At 42.1% G+C, this 17,453-nt stretch carries 19 protein-coding genes and 1 pseudogene; 11 read left to right on the top strand and 9 right to left on the bottom strand.

Annotation, left to right across the window (positions count from 1 at the left end):
* Positions 1-39: 39 nt before the first annotated feature.
* Together BLV00_RS12065 and BLV00_RS12060 are read right to left on the bottom strand one after the other, a co-directional pair.
* Positions 40-1,197, bottom strand: a complete 1,158-nt coding sequence (locus tag BLV00_RS12065; RefSeq protein ID WP_093045231.1) for an acyl-CoA dehydrogenase family protein — start codon at positions 1,195-1,197, stop codon at positions 40-42.
* Positions 1,198-1,278: 81 nt separating this feature from the next.
* Complete coding sequence (locus tag BLV00_RS12060; protein WP_093045230.1) at positions 1,279-1,911, bottom strand: hypothetical protein; 633 nt, start codon at positions 1,909-1,911, stop codon at positions 1,279-1,281.
* Positions 1,912-2,039: 128 nt separating this feature from the next.
* Here BLV00_RS12060 and BLV00_RS12055 point away from each other — a divergent pair, with 128 nt between their 5' ends.
* Together BLV00_RS12055 and BLV00_RS12050 are read left to right on the top strand one after the other, a co-directional pair.
* Positions 2,040-2,768, top strand: coding sequence for a YqcI/YcgG family protein (locus tag BLV00_RS12055; protein WP_093045229.1), 729 nt, complete (start codon positions 2,040-2,042; stop codon positions 2,766-2,768).
* Positions 2,769-3,185: 417 nt separating this feature from the next.
* Positions 3,186-3,605, top strand: coding sequence for a VOC family protein (locus tag BLV00_RS12050; protein ID WP_093045228.1), 420 nt, complete (start codon positions 3,186-3,188; stop codon positions 3,603-3,605).
* Positions 3,606-3,891: 286 nt separating this feature from the next.
* On the opposite strand, the gene BLV00_RS12045 is transcribed toward BLV00_RS12050, so the two are convergent.
* A complete protein-coding gene (locus BLV00_RS12045; protein WP_093045227.1) occupies positions 3,892-4,908 on the bottom strand; it encodes an STAS domain-containing protein in 1,017 nt (338 codons plus the stop codon).
* 262 nt (positions 4,909-5,170) lie between these two features.
* On the opposite strand from BLV00_RS12045, the pseudogene BLV00_RS22360 reads away from it, so the two are divergent.
* The 4 genes and pseudogenes from BLV00_RS22360 to BLV00_RS12025 form a co-directional block, all read left to right on the top strand.
* Positions 5,171-5,254, top strand: a pseudogene (locus BLV00_RS22360) (YjcZ family sporulation protein); the annotation flags it as partial.
* A 209-nt stretch (positions 5,255-5,463) separates the two neighbouring features.
* Positions 5,464-5,712, top strand: coding sequence for a hypothetical protein (locus BLV00_RS12035; protein ID WP_093045225.1), 249 nt, complete (start codon positions 5,464-5,466; stop codon positions 5,710-5,712).
* 113 nt (positions 5,713-5,825) lie between these two features.
* Positions 5,826-6,455 carry a LysE family transporter gene (locus BLV00_RS12030; RefSeq protein WP_093045224.1) on the top strand — a complete coding sequence of 210 codons (630 nt, stop codon included), beginning with the start codon at positions 5,826-5,828 and terminating at the stop codon, positions 6,453-6,455.
* 60 nt (positions 6,456-6,515) lie between these two features.
* Complete coding sequence (locus BLV00_RS12025; RefSeq protein ID WP_093045223.1) at positions 6,516-7,244, top strand: YqcI/YcgG family protein; 729 nt, start codon at positions 6,516-6,518, stop codon at positions 7,242-7,244.
* Here BLV00_RS12025 and BLV00_RS12020 read toward each other — a convergent pair.
* Positions 7,239-8,561, bottom strand: a complete 1,323-nt coding sequence (locus BLV00_RS12020; RefSeq protein WP_093045222.1) for an amino acid permease — start codon at positions 8,559-8,561, stop codon at positions 7,239-7,241. The genes BLV00_RS12025 and BLV00_RS12020 overlap by 6 nt on opposite strands.
* Before the next feature lie 129 nt (positions 8,562-8,690).
* Between BLV00_RS12020 and BLV00_RS12015 the strand changes: the two genes are divergently transcribed.
* From BLV00_RS12015 to BLV00_RS21990, 3 genes are read left to right on the top strand one after another with little or no spacing between them, the layout of a single operon-like run.
* On the top strand, positions 8,691-9,824 hold the full coding sequence (locus BLV00_RS12015) for a zinc-dependent alcohol dehydrogenase (RefSeq protein WP_093045221.1): 1,134 nt from the start codon (positions 8,691-8,693) through the stop codon (positions 9,822-9,824).
* A gap of 15 nt (positions 9,825-9,839) precedes the next feature.
* Positions 9,840-11,807 carry an aconitate hydratase gene (locus BLV00_RS12010; RefSeq protein ID WP_093045220.1) on the top strand — a complete coding sequence of 656 codons (1,968 nt, stop codon included), beginning with the start codon at positions 9,840-9,842 and terminating at the stop codon, positions 11,805-11,807.
* Complete coding sequence (locus BLV00_RS21990; RefSeq protein WP_176791493.1) at positions 11,801-11,977, top strand: hypothetical protein; 177 nt, start codon at positions 11,801-11,803, stop codon at positions 11,975-11,977. Before BLV00_RS12010 ends, BLV00_RS21990 begins: the two co-directional genes overlap by 7 nt.
* Positions 11,978-12,021: 44 nt before the next feature.
* Here the strand turns inward: BLV00_RS21990 and BLV00_RS12005 are convergent, their stop codons facing one another.
* Positions 12,022-12,963 (bottom strand): ComEC/Rec2 family competence protein, encoded by a 942-nt coding sequence (locus BLV00_RS12005; RefSeq protein ID WP_093045219.1) that lies wholly within the window; start codon positions 12,961-12,963, stop codon positions 12,022-12,024.
* Positions 12,964-13,335: 372 nt separating this feature from the next.
* Here BLV00_RS12005 and BLV00_RS12000 point away from each other — a divergent pair, with 372 nt between their 5' ends.
* Entirely contained in the window at positions 13,336-14,250 is a 915-nt protein-coding gene (locus tag BLV00_RS12000) for a class I SAM-dependent methyltransferase (protein ID WP_245728958.1), read from the top strand.
* 161 nt (positions 14,251-14,411) lie between these two features.
* Here BLV00_RS12000 and BLV00_RS22555 read toward each other — a convergent pair whose 3' ends face one another.
* Positions 14,412-14,546 (bottom strand): hypothetical protein, encoded by a 135-nt coding sequence (locus tag BLV00_RS22555; RefSeq protein ID WP_281243021.1) that lies wholly within the window; start codon positions 14,544-14,546, stop codon positions 14,412-14,414.
* Positions 14,547-14,853: 307 nt separating this feature from the next.
* Entirely contained in the window at positions 14,854-14,994 is a 141-nt protein-coding gene (locus BLV00_RS21985) for a hypothetical protein (protein WP_176791491.1), read from the bottom strand.
* A gap of 328 nt (positions 14,995-15,322) precedes the next feature.
* Between BLV00_RS21985 and BLV00_RS11995 the strand changes: the two genes are divergently transcribed.
* Positions 15,323-15,955: a flavodoxin family protein gene (locus tag BLV00_RS11995; protein ID WP_093045218.1), complete on the top strand. Its 633-nt coding sequence runs from the start codon at positions 15,323-15,325 to the stop codon at positions 15,953-15,955.
* 84 nt (positions 15,956-16,039) lie between these two features.
* Here BLV00_RS11995 and rpsN read toward each other — a convergent pair whose 3' ends face one another.
* Positions 16,040-16,309 carry a 30S ribosomal protein S14 gene (gene rpsN / locus BLV00_RS11990; RefSeq protein WP_093045217.1) on the bottom strand — a complete coding sequence of 90 codons (270 nt, stop codon included), beginning with the start codon at positions 16,307-16,309 and terminating at the stop codon, positions 16,040-16,042.
* 198 nt (positions 16,310-16,507) lie between these two features.
* Positions 16,508-17,389, bottom strand: a complete 882-nt coding sequence (locus BLV00_RS11985; RefSeq protein ID WP_342722601.1) for a formate/nitrite transporter family protein — start codon at positions 17,387-17,389, stop codon at positions 16,508-16,510.
* Between the last annotated feature and the right edge of the window lie 64 nt (positions 17,390-17,453).

Genomic DNA, 17,453 nt, shown 5'->3' with positions numbered 1-17,453 from the left:
TTACAATAGATCAACGTTTATTTTCAATCAGCAAACTCTTTATTTGATTGCCTGGTCTGCCAGCATATTTGTAACCGCATCATCCATGGGAGGATTATGCAATCCTGCCCGGACATCCCGATAATATTTTTCAAAAGGATATCGTTTCGACAGCCCTCTTCCGCCGGCAATTCTCATAGCAAGATCGACGACCTCGTTTGCAGTGTTAGTCGCTGTCACTTTCACTACTGCCAGTTCTGCCTGCAGCTCTTTCCTGTTCTCTGGCTCCTGATCCCATCTCTCGGCTATGGTATACATGAAGTAACGCGCGTTCATAAGCTTCAACTCTATTTCCCCTATTTTTTGCTTTATGTGAGGAACTTCAGCAATTGGGTGATCGAGACTGTTCGGTTGAAAATTTTTCGCAAAGTCGATTGCATCGTTGCGGGCAGCAATCGCAATGCCGAGGTAGCAGGCGGGAATGTGCAACAGCCATCCTTTCGGTACGGATGATTTCTGACTGGCAAGTTCAATGAGCTTGTCATCTTCTACCGAAACACCTTTCAAGACGAGATCATCACTCCCCGTTCCCCGCATGCCAAGGGTATCCCAGGTATGTTCGACCGTTACACCCTCCTGATTTTTATCTATCAAAAACCAGCCGACTCCCCCAAGCTCTTCCACATAAGCAGATACGATGAAATAGTCCAGGCAATCAGCCATCGAGGTGAAAGTTTTTCTTCCGTTAATTATATAGCGGCCGCCACTACGCACAGCTTTGGTTTCCGGACGGCCACCGCGAGTCGGACTTCCTGTTGCTGGTTCAGAGGCTGCACGGTTCATTACTTTTTGTTCCGTGGCAATTTCTTTGGCTACTTTATTAAAGATCGTTTCATCCCAAAGCTGTTCATCGCGTAATTCCATCAGAATTCCGAGATGCCATCCGACCGATAATGCGACCGATCCATCACCTGTAGCAAGCCGCTCCTGCATCAATAAAAATTCGTATAATGAAAGCCCTTCTCCTCCCAGTTTTTCCGGTAAAGGGAGGGAAAAATACCTTTCCAGCTTCAAATCTGCTAAGTTTGCTTTAGAAAAAGAAGCCTGTTGGTCAGAGTCTGTACTGCGTTGTTGCGCCTTATCTGCTAAGACTGCTGCTTTGTTGTATAATCGTTGCTGCCGGTCATTTTTAATCAGAGTTTTATATAAATCGATCATTTGCTCACCCCAACTAGCATATGTTTATTAAAAGCTTACTAGAATAGTCGGGATTAAGCCAATGATTTGAATGAAAATTGCTCAATCACTTTTATTCTTTACTTTGTGAAAAAGATTTTTCATCTCAGATTTAAGAGCATTAGGGTCAATTTCCCTTTCAAGTATGATATCCTTCCAGGATTTACCCTCTTGATTCTCCTTAATGATGTGCTCTAGTTCTGTTTCACTGAGTTTTGCCACTACAGCTGCTTTCATCAAGGTTTTCATAGAGATTTCTTTCTCAAGATAATCCGCCAGCTCTGTTTCATCTTTACCTGTATATGCAATCAATTCTTTTAAAATTTGCGGTTTATTCTGTTTGAAAAACGCCTGTCCCTTTTCTTGATGATGCTGCTTGATTTTTTCGTAATCAATCCTAAAGCTTTTTGCTGTAGCTTGCCAGGAGTTTGTCATTTGATAAGTATCCAACACTTCTTGTGGCTCGACTTCAGCATGTTTAGCGATCAGAATGGCTTTCCTTATATTTTCTTGCTTATAGCCACGTTTCTCGAATTCTTCGATTTTTTTTCGAATTTCTTTATGATGATCATTTTCTTTTTGTTCATGTCTGTGCATGATAGGCCGCTCATCACCTTCTGCCTGCACCCCTAAAGGCGCTCCGAATCCTGGAATCACCATCATAAAGATTATGGATAACCACAATTTTCTGCCCATATCATTTAGCCTCCATTCCGTTATTTTCATCATTAGTTTGTCCATAATGTACCAGACCATTACTGTGTTTTTATTTAGTCCGAATAGGGAAAAAGATAGTCAGTGTATGTGTGGAAAGGAGTCGCTCTATGAAAAAAGATAGTTTCCTGCTGGAAAAACAAGATATGAAAGACAGATCGATTGTACCTGATTGGCTGCCAGAAGAATATGAAACATTCCATAACATCGTTACCGAACCGACTTTCCCTTGTTACTTTGGAATGGGGGCGGAAAAGAAAGGAGAACTTCGTTATTCTTTCTTAAATCATGACGACTGGTCCCACCTCCCGAACACAGTAGAAGATTTCTTGAAATTATTCGAAGCACCCCCATTTATCCGGCATGGTTTCTTCTTATTTGTAGAACCAGAGCAAGAAGAAAAGTCAATTGAATATTATCGGGATTATTTCTGGAAAATCTTAAATTATCTGAATGACAATGACCGGGAACCTTGGCCAGTGGATTATCCAACCGATCCCAACCATCACTTATGGGCATTCTCATTCGCAGGTGAGCCGTTCTTTGTTTTCGGAAACTCTCCTGCTTACAAACAGAGGAAAACACGGAACCTGGGGAATTCTTTGGTGCTGGGGTTCCAGCCCAGAAAAATTTTCGAAGGGTTAGAAGGGACCAGTAAAGGCGGTATCATGTCTCGTGAGAAAGTCCGCGAACGAGTGGAAAAGTGGGACCAGCTTCCAAAACACCCGGACATCAGTCATTATGGTGATCCTACCCATCATGAATGGAAGCAATACTTCATCGGTGACGACGTCAAACCGGTCACCGGTAAATGCCCGTTTCATCAAAATAATAGTTAATGAACAAAAAGCACAAGCGCCTTGCTCACCCCCGACAAGCTTAAGACAAGCTGACCGTGATGTTCTTTGTACTTTAATACAGACTAACTTTATTAAAGGATCAAAGTATAAGAAAAACTAAGGCTTTCGCCATTAGGATGCGGCGATAAGTCAAGTTTTTCTAATCACAGAGAGGATTGACTTAAGACCTCGAGGGGGTAGGCGCTGGAGCTGGATGACACCAACTACCTGAAGTTATCCACAAAAAGAAAATTTTATAATTTCCTAACCAACAAAGAAGACGCCCCTTACCCGGCGTCTTCTTTCATGCACACTCGATTAATTCCATGTGAAGGATGTGCAGAAAAAAAGAAGGAAAATGGCCGCTTTCAGCGAATTTTAATTTTATAAGTCATCCTTCCAAAAGGAGTTGTTGCAATGTTTAAAGTTGGCAGTATTTTCATACCTGTTACAAACCTTGAGGAATCCATGAAGTGGTATCAGGAAAATTTAGGAGCTATCTTCGTCGACAAGTGGGATTTTGGAGAAAGAGGAGCGGGTTTTGTTTTTAAAAAGGGAGACGCTCAGCTAGGATTGATCGAAGTAGAAAATCCCCAGCCTACTGAATTCGAAGTAGTGAAAGGGAAGAAAAACAGTTACTATAATTTTTTAGTTACAGATATTTACGAAGCGCACCATGATCTATATAAAAAAGGGGTAGTCGTCAGCAAAATAGATGATTTGGGAGGTATGTATGCATTTGAATTCCTGGATCCGGATGGAAATCCTTTCAGTATCGTCAATGAAGTTGAAGGATCCAAGTTCCATGCAACCAATCTGGAAAAATTGAAGAAGTAGTTACCAGCGGGGGACTCGCACTTTGAGTCAGCCGCTTTTTCATATAGTACATAATATGAAAGATAAAAAATCGCCCCTCGCCTGGAGGGACGACGCATATTAAAGTGTAGTTCTTCTTCTACGTCTATTCATAAATTTTCGAACCATTGGATAGATGACTGGTGCGTACTTAAATAATCTTCTTATAAGTCTACCCATTATTTTCACCTCATTATCATTTGATTTGGTACTTGTTTTATACTTACCCATATGAGGTGACCATCAAACAATTGTAGTAAGCAGGGGGTCAAACGATCCGGCGGCCGTTTTGAGCAAGGGCGAAATGGATTCCGTGCTGCAAGTTCTGAAAACAATCGAATTTTAATAAATCAATCTCTGTATTGGCAATGATTCTCCCTAGTTCTGCCGAAATACCGACAATGATGACTTCTGTACCGATCAGGCTTGCCGCAGTTCCCATTTTTTCAATTAAGCTGGCCGTATAACAGGTAAGGTCATTATCAAGACCGGTCAAATCTAGTACGAGATAGGAGGCTTTGTGTTCTGGCAGGTTGGTTAGTGTCTTGGTAATTAACTCGTCTGCGCGTTCCTCATCATATCGACCCAGCAAAGGCACCACAACAATGCCTTCCAACACGGGGATGATCGGTGACGAAAGGGTTCTGACCAACTCTTTCAAGTCCCTTGTTTTATCCTCGACCAAACCTTCTAAATGACGGATTTGCTCAGCTTCTTTTCTGCGGGCTAAATCATGGATATTGCGTGCTACGTTGACATCTTCAGGAAAATAATTGATGTAGGTGTAATCATGCCCTTCCAACTGGGACTGTTGCACTTCATACCATATAGTCGAACCGAACAGACCGGAGAATATACCCGCATAATGAGCAGAGAGAAACGAACCACGCTTCTCTTTTCCTTGAGCTTTATTGATTTTATATTCCCAGTCGTTCTTCAGTTTAACAGTCATTGTCTGATTTTCTCTGTCAATATTCAAAATTTCCGCTTTTCCCCACCCAGCTGAGGCGTATGTATTGGGCAGTATTTTTGCTACTTCTTCTATACCCACACCTTTATTTTGAAAATATTCCCCTACCACAGATCCTTGACGAAAACCAGTTGTTTCCATAACTAAATTTGCAGCTTCTTCGCCTGAAACTTCCTCAATCGTATCAAAAAAGGATTTCATCGCAGACGTAATCCAAAAAAGGACAGCTTCTTCGCCTTCAAATAGAAAGCGCCCCTCTTCCATCTCCCATGCGAAAGTAAGTCCACCTACGTTGATTTCCGATTCTTTTGTCAAACCGCATCCCCCTATTTCTTAAGCTGTATTTCCATTACTTTTCTATTACCACTATCATACCTTATTTCCAGGGGAAAATGCCCCCCTTTTCTACAATTACCAGGTTATTTCTTCAATTTATGATAGGGATTTCGTAGACTTCTCCCCTTTCTTCAAACGTTTGAACGAGACTTCTTTCCCAAGCCTAAATTCATCAGAAAAAGGCATTTGCCCGGTACATTCGTCATCTTACAACATATACAAATAGAAAGGAGGTGCTTTGATGAGTAAAGGTTATGGCGGTGGTTTCGCTTTATTAGTCGTATTGTTCATCCTATTGATTATTATAGGAGCATCCTATGCAGGAGGCGGTTATGGCGGTGGCTATGGCGGTGGCTATGGCGGTGGCTATGGCGGTGGCTATGGCGGCGGTTGGGGCTATTAGTAAACCCTCCCCTCTTTAAATGAAGTCCATACGGCGTGAGCCGTGTGGACTTTTTGTTTGGATAAGGTTACATAGGCAGCGGATAAAACTCCCCTTTTCAGGCAAATTAACAATAAAAAGGAGGATCAGCCATGAAGGATCAACAGGATTTCCAGTCTGTGATGGACCAGCTTAACCAGGCAAAAAGAGCGGTAGAAAGAGCTCAGGAAGAACGAAGCGGTTTTACAGAAGCACAGCAGCAGGTCAAACAAGCGGAAGAAATGCTGAATGAAGCAACCCATAATCCCGCCTTGTTCAGGGGGATCGGCAACCATGACATGCAGCGAGCCACTGACTTATTACGATTAATTGAAGAAACAAATCAAGCGAATAACCGATAAATCGTCCAGCACACCGTCCAGGAGACGATGTGCTTTTTAATTGCAGTGGTAAACTGGGATGTTTGTGCATACATATTGTACAAGCTATTCCATATCGTGAAGGAGTGAGTGCTTTGGGTGTTTTTCTTAGTTATGTTTTCCTCGGGCTATCGCTGGCAGCCCCTCTTGGACCAATCAATGCAGCGCAAATAAATCAGGGAATTAAAAACGGTTTTTTTCATTCCTGGCTAATTGGGTTAGGGTCGATTGTCGCTGAGATTTGTTTTATCATTGCTGTCTTTCTTGGAGTTGTGCATTTTTTAGAAGTTCCGTTCATGAAAACATTTTTATGGTCATTCGGTGCATTTGTTCTCTTATATACTGGCTTTGAAAGTATTGCCAGCTCTCATAAAGTTGATGTGGATTATAATCGCCAAAAAGACTCCTTAGCCAAAACATTTTCAACCGGATTTTTGATCGCTATTACCAACCCTTTATCCATTCTTTTTTGGCTCGGTATTTACGGGTCTGTGTTAGCAAATACAATCAACCGCTATGATCAGTTGCACCTGGTATTATACGGCGGAGCAATTTTACTAGGGCTAATGTTATGGGATATTACGATGGCAGCCATATCGAGTGGGTTCCGACGCGCCCTCACCCCACGTACATTGAAGCGGATCTCTGTTTTATCAGGAATATGCTTATTCGGTTTTGCTTTCTACTTTGCTTTGCAGGCAATTAAAATGCTATTTCATTTATAAAACAGGCACCCACCTCCTTTTCGCTTAATAGGCTATATGGGAAGAGGAGGGAGAAAATTAATGGAACTCTTAAATAGAAAAAGCATTAAAGAAAGGTACACAACACACGACTGGCAGTACCGGGCTTATGAATCCTTTGAATCCAAGATGTCAGATAAAGAGAAACGTTTCCCTTGTATTCCTGCTACTCAAGGGTTTGCCTTGGACCAATTTTTATATGGCTTTTGTAATCGTTTTGAAACCACCCCCACCGCTAAGCAATTAGTAACACTTTTACAGGCATACACAGCTCGCTATGAGACATTAGGCGATTACACATCATTGATTATTTTTATTGACGATCAACAACAGAATTTGAATGTGTTGGACTATGAAAAGCTATTCTGGTCATTGCTGCAGGAAGTGGTCAAAATCAACAAACACACATGGCCCGCACACATTCCAATCGATCCCCTAGACCATACATGGGAATTCCACTTTAATGGGGTCGGGTATTTTGTTTTTTGTGCTACCCCGGCCCATAAAAACCGGCAGAGCAGACACTTTCCTCACTTGATGCTGGCCATCACCCCGCGAATCATACTGGAAAAATTTCATGATCATTCTCCTGCAGCGTTGATAAAAGAAAAAATCCGCAAAAGGCTTTGCAACTATGATCTTATAAGCCCCCACCCTGAACTGAAATGGTACGGCCAGACAGATAATCTGGAAGCAAAACAATACTTTTTAAGAGATGATCAAACCTCATTTTCCGGCTGTCCATTTGCAGATTCCTTTAAAAAGTCATGAAGCTTCCTTCCATTTCTTTCTCATCAAAAAGGTCACCAGAGCTATTACTGCCAAGAATAAAAGGCTGATGAAGAAACCGATCCTGCTCGCACTATCCAGTACTGTCCCGCTGACAGCTGCTGCAATCAATAGGAGTCCAACCCATCGTTTCACTTTTGCCTTACCTGGCAAATCCATCAATTTGTTATAAGAAAACAATATAAAAATCCATGTGTAGAGCAGCATCAACCCGGCAGCTGTTGTTAAATATTCATAAATTTTTTCAGGGAGCAACAGAGCTACGACTATCGATGCGATCAGACCCGAAATGGTTAAACACAAGGCATGGTATGGAACACCGCGTTTGCCGGTTTTTGCAAAAAACGCCGGGGCATCTTTATCTTCCGCAAGCGTTGAAAGAATGGTGGTAATGGCATAAAGGGAAGCTACCATTGTAGAAAATCCGCCTATTACCAACGCACCATTGAAAACATGTGGTACAAAAGCCAAATCATATTTAGCTAATGCGGTGATAAAGGGGCTTTCATCCGCATTAAATTTGTCCCAGGAAACAAGAAAAATTGCTAACCCTAGTGATGCAACATAAATGACAGCAAGCAAGATAAGCATTACTTTACCCGATTTCGGGGCTTCCTTCGGATCTTTCAATTCATTTGCCATAATCCCCATCACTTCGATTCCCCCAAATGCATAAAACGCATAAATCAACGCTGCCCACAAACCGGTCATCCCTGCAGGAAACAGCCCTCCTCTGGTCCACTCAAATGTACGCTCAGCATGTTCCCCTCCTAACACACCTGTCACAGCTAAAGCTGCTATGATAATGAACATTACAATTGCTGCTGTCTTGATTACCGCAAAAATATTTTCAAAGCGTTCGAACCCCGACACACCTGTAATGATCACCCCGATACCTAACACGCCAAAAATCGCTGATAACAACCATAATGGCATATTAGGAAACCAGAATTGTGAAAATATCGCAAGGGCAGTCAACTGGCTACCCATAATCAAAAGCTCTGATGTCCAATATACCCATCCATTGCTGAATCCTGCCCATCTGCCGTACGCTTTTTTTGCGTACGAACGGAACGAACCCTTTTCCGGATCTTCTGCAGTCATCCTGGCTAAGGCATCAAAGACAATGTATGTCCCTACTGCGGCAAGAAGAAAAGTAAGAATAACAGCAGGTCCTCCTCGTTTGATTGCTAATGCGGATCCTAAGAAAAAACCTGTACCAATCGTGCAGCCTACACCAATCAGTGTCAGCTGCCACCAAGGTATTTTCTTTTGTGAATCAGTTTGCTGCTTACTCATAATCCGAACTCCTTCCACCCGGTATAGTTTGTAACCGGCCTCACTAAAACATACAAACCCGCTTATTCATACATAAGATACGACAAACAGGCTATCTTAACACATAGAAAAACAATCCAAGGAGGAGCCATGAAAGCAGTCACTTATCAAGGTAAATATTCTGTCAGTGTTGAAAAAACAGATTTCCCAACTATTCAAGACTCTCAAGATGTCATTATCAGAATCACCTCGACCGCGATTTGCGGGTCAGATTTACACCTTTATCAGGGTAACTACCCTCTTCCGATCGGGTATGTCATTGGACACGAGCCAATGGGAATTGTGGAAGAGATAGGAAAAGATGTAACCAAAGTGAAAAAAGGTGACCGGGTCGTCATTCCATTCACTGTGGCATGTGGTACCTGTCCCTATTGCCATAACCACCAGGAAAGCCAATGTGACAACGCCAATCCGCATTACGATTCAGGCGGTTACTTTGGCTACTCAGAAAAATTCGGGAACTATCCAGGCGGCCAGGCAGAGTACCTGCGGGTGCCATTTGGCAACTATACCCCTTTCCTCATTCCAAAGGATTGCGAGCTGGACGACGATGCTTTGTTGTTTTTATCCGATGTCCTCCCTACCGCTTACTGGAGTGTTGAAAATGCCGGGGTTAAAGCTGGAGACACAGTAATTGTCCTGGGCTGTGGTCCTGTGGGTTTAATGGCACAGAAATTTGCCTGGCAGAAAGGCGCAGCCAGAGTAATTGCTGTCGATCACCTGCCTTATAGGCTGAACCATTCCAAGCTTACTAACAAAACAGATACATTTGACTTTACAGCTCATGAGGATATGGGAGAGGTTTTAAAAGAAGTAACCCAAGGCGGTGCAGACGTTGTCATTGACTGTGTCGGAATGGACGGGAAGAAATCGCCATTAGAATTTGCTCAGCAGAAGTTAAAATTACAAGGCGGAACTTTGGGTCCCATTCAAATCGCTGCTAAAGCTGTGAAAAAATGTGGAACAGTACAGCTTACCGGGGTTTATGGCGGTCTTTACAATATGTTTCCTTTAGGGGCATTTTTTTCCCGTAACATCCAACTAAAAATGGGCCAGGCACATGCCAGGACTTATATGGAAACGCTGTACCAGCAAATCGTGAACGAGGAAATTGATCCCACGGATATCATTACCCACCACCTGCCTTTGGATCAGGCTGCCCATGGTTATAAAATTTTTAATGGAAAAAAAGACGATTGTATCAAAGTGGTACTTCGTCCTTGATTAGGAGGAAAATCTATGGCTATGAATGTCAGCGAGAAATTGATCAACAGTCACCTCATCTCCGGCAAAATGAAGGCTGGCGAGGAAATCGGTTTAAAAATTGACCAGACGCTTACACAAGATGCAACAGGGACGATGGTTATGCTGGAGCTTGAAGCAATGGACCTCGACCGCGCAAAAACAGAAGCTTCTGCCCAGTATGTCGACCACAATATCATCCAGGAAGATAATAAAAACCCGGACGATCACCTTTTTCTACAAAGTGCTGCCCGCAGGTTCGGACTCTATTACAGCCGGCCAGGTAACGGAGTAAGCCACCCTGTCCATATGCAACGACTGGCTGAACCGGGGAAAACATTACTTGGTTCAGACAGCCACACCTGTGCGAATGGCTGCATGGGAATGCTTGCCATGGGTGCCGGGGGAATCGATGTAGCAATGGCTATTGCCGGGGAGCCTTTTTTTGTAAAAATGCCAAAGATATGGGGAATCAGGCTCACAGGGGAACTTCCCGAATGGGTAAGCGCTAAAGACGTGATTTTAGAATTATTGCGGCGCCATGATGTGAAAGGCGGTGTCGGTAGAATCATCGAATATTATGGACCGGGGCTGAAGCACTTAAGTGCTATGGACCGGCATGTCATCGCTAATATGGGGGCAGAACTCGGAGCCACTGCAACTGTGTTCCCTTCGGATAAAGAAGTCCGTCGTTACTTGAAAAGCCAGCAGCGGGAAGATGCCTGGGTAGAAATCCTCGCAGATGAAGGCGCAACTTATGATATCGATGAGGAAATCAATTTGGCTGAGATTGAACCGATGATTGCAAAACCATCCAGCCCAGGAAATGTCGTACCTGTCAAAAACCTGGAAGGTGAACCGATTTACCAATCCTATGTCGGATCATCTGCCAATCCTGGCTACAGAGACTTTGCTATAGCTGCCGAAATTGTAAAAGGGAAGCAAATTTCGAAAGGTATTTCTTTCGACATCAACCCTTCTTCCCGTCAAATGCTTACGGATCTTGTGAAAGAAAGCCATATTGCAAGCCTATTAAGTTCTGGTGCCAGACTACACCAGGCAGGCTGTAACGGTTGTATCGGGATGGGACAGGCACCGGCTACCGGAAGGAATAGCCTTCGGACAACGCCCCGGAACTTCCCTGGAAGGTCCGGTACCCGCGAAGACAGCGTGTTTTTATGCAGCCCGGAGACAGCGGCTGCATCGGCTCTTACAGGAAAAATAACCGACCCTCGCAGTCTTGAGATGAAATATCCAAAAGTAAGGGAAATCACCCAGCCATCGATTGATGTCGATTTGTTAGAAAAGCCGTTGCCGGTTGAAGAAGCGAAGCAAGTAACGTTAGAAAAAGGACCGAATATCGCATCCATCCCTGATATGAGTCCACTTCCTGATAGGCTAGAGATCCCTGTCCTGTTGAAAATGGGTGATAATATCTCTACAGATGAAATCCTTGCTGGCGGTTCCAGAGTGTTACCATATCGAAGCAACTTGCCGGAAATAAGCAAATTCTCTTTTGAAATCATCGATGACACTTACTATGACCGAGCTATGAAAATAAGAGAAGAAGGCGGACACGCTTTAATCGGAGGTTATAACTATGGGCAGGGGTCAAGTCGGGAGCACGCCGCCCTGGCACCAAGATATTTAGGGCTCCGCGTTGTCATTGCCAAAGACTTTGCCAGAATCCATTGGCAGAACCTGGTGAATTTTGGTGTACTTCCACTTACTTTTCGTGATGAAAAAGATTATGACAAATTGGAAAAAGGCGATCTCATCCAATTGGATGACTTAAGAAAAAGTATTCAAACAGGAACGATAGTCAAAGCAAACGTCCAAGGAAAACAAGCGATTCAATTAGAACATGCGCTTTCTGATCGACAAATCGATATGATGCTGAAAGGCGGGCTGATCAACTGGATCAAAGCAAGACAAGTCAATGATAAGGAGGAACAATTATGGTAGACCGAAACCAAATTTGTAAAGCCTGCGACGGTGCAGGGTTATTGATGGACGATGAAGAATGGAAATATACATGCAGTGTCTGTGGAGGCAGTGGAATGATGACACTCGGAAAAAATACGGAACCTAATGGACAAATGGATGTAGACGAAATGAACCGAATCTTAGAATAAAAATAAGCCCGGCTTACTGCCTGGGCTTATTTAATTGCAAAACATCATCCTTGTCTAGGTCCAGGTTCAAACCCAGGGTCATAAGGGTCTGCATCAATGTCATAGTTATCTTTATCAATGGAGATAACGATATCCCCTGATTCAGCCGTAGAGTATAAGGCAGTACCCAGGTGATATAACCTGGCAACCACTTTAGGAACAGGATGGCCATAATCATTCGCTTGATCATAAGAAAAAACAGCAGCTTCCGGGTTGACTGCGTCGACGAAAGCCTGAGAATTGCTGGTTGCTGAACCATGGTGGGCTACCTTTAGGATTTCTGCTTGAACATCATAACGCTTAATCAGTCTTTTCTCATTTTTTTCCTCTGTGTCACTGGTCAACAATACATCCATATTCCCATAACTCAACTTCAACACAATAGAAGCCGGGTTGTTTTCTTTTTCGTTACGATTGACATGCAGTACTTGCACTTTTACATCTGCATCCAAATGGAGCTGCTGCCCTTCTTCTGCTACTTGTGTCGGGATTTCATTCAATGCAATCAGTTTCAAATATTCGGCATACGTATCGGTGGTATAAGTTTTTCCGCTATCCAGCAGTTTTTTTACTCCCATATGAGTAAAAACTTCTAAAAATCCTCCAATATGATCAATATCAGGGTGAGTGGCGACAACTTGATCAATAGAAGATACTCCGGCATCTTTCAAATACTTAACTACTTTTTGCCCCGCTTTTCTATCCCCAGCATCAACCAGCATTGTTTTGCCATTCGGAAACTTGATGAAAATGCTGTCTCCTTGTTCTACGTCAATAAAATGGACTTCAAGCTGCTGCTCTTCCGTGCCTGATTCTATAGACTCAACAGAAGATCGCCAAGCAAGTGAATCTCCTGTTTCTTGCAGTGGAACACCCCATGCTGCTGTGGGATGAAGTGCCATTAATATCAATATGCTGCCGCATATTTTTTTCAGGTGTAATAACACTGACCATACTCCCTTCTTGAAATAGTATAGCTTTAGTTTTTGTGATTTTCCTCAGTTTACACCTGTCCCAAAAATAAATTATTCAGTTGTTTTCCATATAAAGGTAAAGGTATAATTAATTTAAATATTCAGATTTTAAAGGGGAGATGAATTTTTATGATGGAAGCAACCGCCACTGACCGAATTACCCCATACAAAGAGGAGCATATAGGAACAACGGAGGTACTAAATTAGTACCGAGTCGAATTACGCCAACTTTCCGAAAAAGACTATAACAAGTTTGTTAAACTTAATACAGTCAACGATTGGTCTCAGCTGTCCTGGAAAGATGTTGGCAGGCCTTATCAAGTCAAAAATTATTCGCAGGAACGGATGAACTGGGAACAAACATATCAAACAGAAATGCCTCCGAAAACCTCCTGGTCTTACTTTAATAAAGCATTCCATGAATGGTTTGTAAAAGACGTACCAAAGGAAATGACTGAATCGAAACAGGCTTTTTTGAAAGCGGTTACCTCATTCAAACCTTCTGCCATAAAAGAAGCCTTAGGAGACATCATGAAAATTCAATTATGGAATTATGCTCATCGAATTCAGGATGGAATTTGGGACCCGCGAGGAAAAAGGGCTTTATTTGAAGGACTTGATTTAAAAAAGCCTCGCATATTGTTTTTAGGAGCAGCTGAAGGATATGAAGCAATGCAATTAGCGGCTATGTACCCTGGAGCAGAAATAGTAATGGTCGATTATGATGAATATTGTAAGACTACCCGGTTTACAGAGTTCCCGGAAAGCTACCCGTTTCTGGGTCACAACCCATCTACGGGAGCCCCGAAAATTTATTATAAAGAGGATTTTTCTGTGGACTATACAGTGGAAGACATCCGCAACCTCGACTTTGGGAAAGAATTCGATATCGTTCTCTCTGTAGGTATGCTTGAACATTTTCCTGATGAATTTAAAGGTGAAGTAGTCGATTGGCACCGGAAGTTCTTGAAACCTGATGGCTATGTAGTCATGACAACACCACGCAGCCAACTACGTTCAAAGCTATATTATCAGGTAATGGCAGATGTAATGAACCATACTTACCGTGAACTGATGACTGTGGAACAAATGTGGCTTTTTACCTGTATGAGAATGGTTTTCATATTCTCCGTCACGGTTACATCAAAGTGCATAATGGAATCATTGCTCAGCCCAGATAATCCATTAAAAAACAGAACCCCTCTTCTTTTTATGTCAGAAGGATTCTGTTTTATTTTTTTGAAACAACTAAAAACATAGGAATCAAATGTGGTGTAAAACTATAACGTACGATAATGTTTATCATCCTCATTTGCGAGTTTGTATATCATAGCGGAGTATGATGTTGGCTGATGACTGCCACCAAGTCATCCCCATGAAATAGTTGATCCTGTTCTATTTAATTGTGGATACCCAAAGACTTACTTCTTTTTAGAAAACAACGTTGCTTTGCCACTTTTTTTCTGTGCTTGTTTTTGCTCTGGCTGCTTTTTGAATGCTTGATTTTTCATATCTTCCTCAAGCAGCTCACGGCCTTTGGTAAACAGGATCGTCACTTTTCAACCCTCCTTTCAATGTATTGTAGTAGGCAATTCCCGGTGTACACACGTTAAAACCTAAAATTGTCTTCTAATTTTGTCTAAAAAGAACCCTTTTGGATGTATGTATCCAAAAAGGTTCTTCTTTTATGCAATGTCAACCGCAAACATAGGATTCATCTACGTTCATGCGTATTTTATATCAGTTTTGTCACCATGTTCAGATGGTATCTGAGTGCACCTGATGACCTGCTGCGTTTTATCCCATGTTTCGTTGATCCTGCCTTTATTCACTTTTCCAAAGACCAAGCCATCTTAAAATAGCTTACTTACGCTTTTTTGCAAAAGACAAAAACTTACCACTACGAGTTTTCGCTCGACTGTTTTCTTCTGGTTTTCCTTTGAACGCCTGGTTCTTTGCATCTTCTTCAAACAGTTCACGGCCTTTGGTAAACAGGATCGTCACAGCAGCTCACCCTCCTTTAAATAGTGTATTAGGAGATTCCCATAAATCTCCCAGTACAATACGAACTAGGTTATGGGAGTTACCTAACCAGGCTTAATAAAGATTAACCCCTATAGTATTTTTAATTTTCAGAAGATTGATTCTTCAACAATACTTAGGTGCTATATCTTTATTTAATGCAAATTTAACACACGTAGTTTTGATAACGCAATCCCAAAATAGTAGGTATTTATTACCAGATTGATGCCTTGATTCGACAAAATAATTTTCTATGATTCATCCTCTTCATTTCGGGAAAAGAGATATACAAAAAGGAGGAATAATAGTCATGGCCGAATTGAAAGCATTGATTCTAAATGCGTCTTTTAAAACAAGTGAAGATGATCCTTCTAATACGGAAGCTCTTTCCGATGAGTTAACAAAGGTTTTCGATAAAGAAGGAGTATCCCACAAAACTATCCGCCTGGCAGATTACGCGCTTAAATTCGGGGTAAGCGATGATCTTGGAGGAGGCGATGAATGGCCGAAAATCTTCGAAGAAATCAAAGAAGCAGATATTTTGGTGCTTGCCTCACCGGTATGGACTGGTGAAAAAAGCAGTCTGGCTAAACTAGCGATTGAACGTATCAATGGGGGAGCAAGTGTCACCAACGATAAAGGGCAATCGATTTATTATAATAAAGTTGCAGGAACGGTTGTTACCGGAAATGAAGACGGAGCAAAAAATGCAGCAGGCTCAATTCTATACGCTCTCTCTCACTTAGGATTTAATATTCCCCCTAATGTGGATGCCTACTGGGTTGGAGTAGCTGGTCCCGGCCCTTCTTACATTGAAGCGAATGGAATCGAGAATGATTTCACCCGTAACAATATTAAGATGGAAGCTTATAACCTGATCCATCTAGCTCGGATTTTGAAACAAAATCCAATTCCAGCAGAAGGAAACGTGATGGAAGATTAAATTTTTTTGAATAAATCATATAAATACAAATAATCACCATGCCTTAGATGACATGGTGATTTTATATCCGTTCATATCCGCTATTTACCAGCTTGCTTTTTTGATTCCTGGGAGCTGGCCTTTGTAGGCTAGTTCACGAAACTTGATACGGGAAAGGTTGAACTTACGCATTGTACCACGTGGTCGTCCAGTCACTTCACAGCGCTTGGTCAAACGTGTCGGTGAAGAATCCCGCGGAAGTTTCCTTAAAGCCTCATAGTCGCCTTGTGCTTTCAATTCTTGTCTCAATTCCGCATATTTAGCTACCATTTCTTGACGCTTTTGTTCTTTTACTACTTTTGACTTTTTAGCCATACTGTACCTCCTTTCTTATAAGCTATTTATTAGAAATCGAAGCGGATTTTTAAATAGTAATCATTACGATTTACTTTAATATTATAACTCGTGGGCCTAACATTTTCAAGCTAGTAAATTTTTTGTGATAGTCCATAAAAAACCTGCTGCACCATTCGATGAATCCTGTGCAGCAGGTTTTTCTACTTCTTAATGTTTCTAAGGTTTAAGGTCTTCTTTGTACGCATAACTGAAAAGAAGTGCGACCAATAAAGCTCCTCCGATTATATTTCCGATACTTGCAGGTATAAGGTTAAAGAAAATGAACTCATACCACGTATAGGAAGTTTCCGACAAAACTCCAATACTGAAATAACCCATATTCGCAGCACTGTGCTGGAAGTTTCCTGCCACGAACAAAATTACTGGGAGAGTGGTTCCAAGTAACTTACCAGTGATATCCCTGGCAGCTGTCGTTAAGAATGCTGCCATTCCAATCAGCCAGTTAGCAAGAATACCAGACACAATTACTTCAAACCAGCCGGCTGCTCCTAAGTCCATAAACTTCATTTTTTTATCCAGTAATGACTGCATTTCTGTATAAAAAGGTTCTGATAATGAACCTGACGCTTGAATGAGTATAGCTACAAATAACGCTCCGACAATATTTCCTAAATAAGAAGAAAGCCAGAACTTCACCATGTCCATATGCATCAACCCAGCTATATGAAATTTGTACGTCGGGAGCATTACATTGATTTCAGTGAACAACACTGCACCTGAAATGAACACCATCGCATAACCGGCCGCAAAACCTAAGCCAGATAGCAGATAATAGAGTCCTTCCGCTTCTATACCGATACCCAGCAAAATTGAAAAAGCGGCTCCAAAGGTCATGAAGGAGCCAGCAGTAAATGCCAGCAGCATCTGAGCCCGAAACGGCTTGGCCAGATGATCTCTGCCTTTCTCTCCAAATTCTTTAACGATCTGTGATGGAATATAAAATTGACGATCAGGACTATCCGCATGATCTTTTGGCTGTTTTTCTTCTTCTTTCATCTGTCTATCTAAATTTTTTCTATCTTGTTTTTTATCGCTCAATTCCATCCCTCCGTTCTACCGTTTATACCCCCTCTCCCCTAAAAACTAACCTTATCTTCTTTCC

This window comes from Thalassobacillus cyri, assembly GCF_900107755.1.
Taxonomy (GTDB): Bacteria; Bacillota; Bacilli; order Bacillales; family Halobacillaceae; genus Thalassobacillus; species Thalassobacillus cyri.
This window is presented reverse-complemented; position numbering and strand designations above follow the sequence as displayed.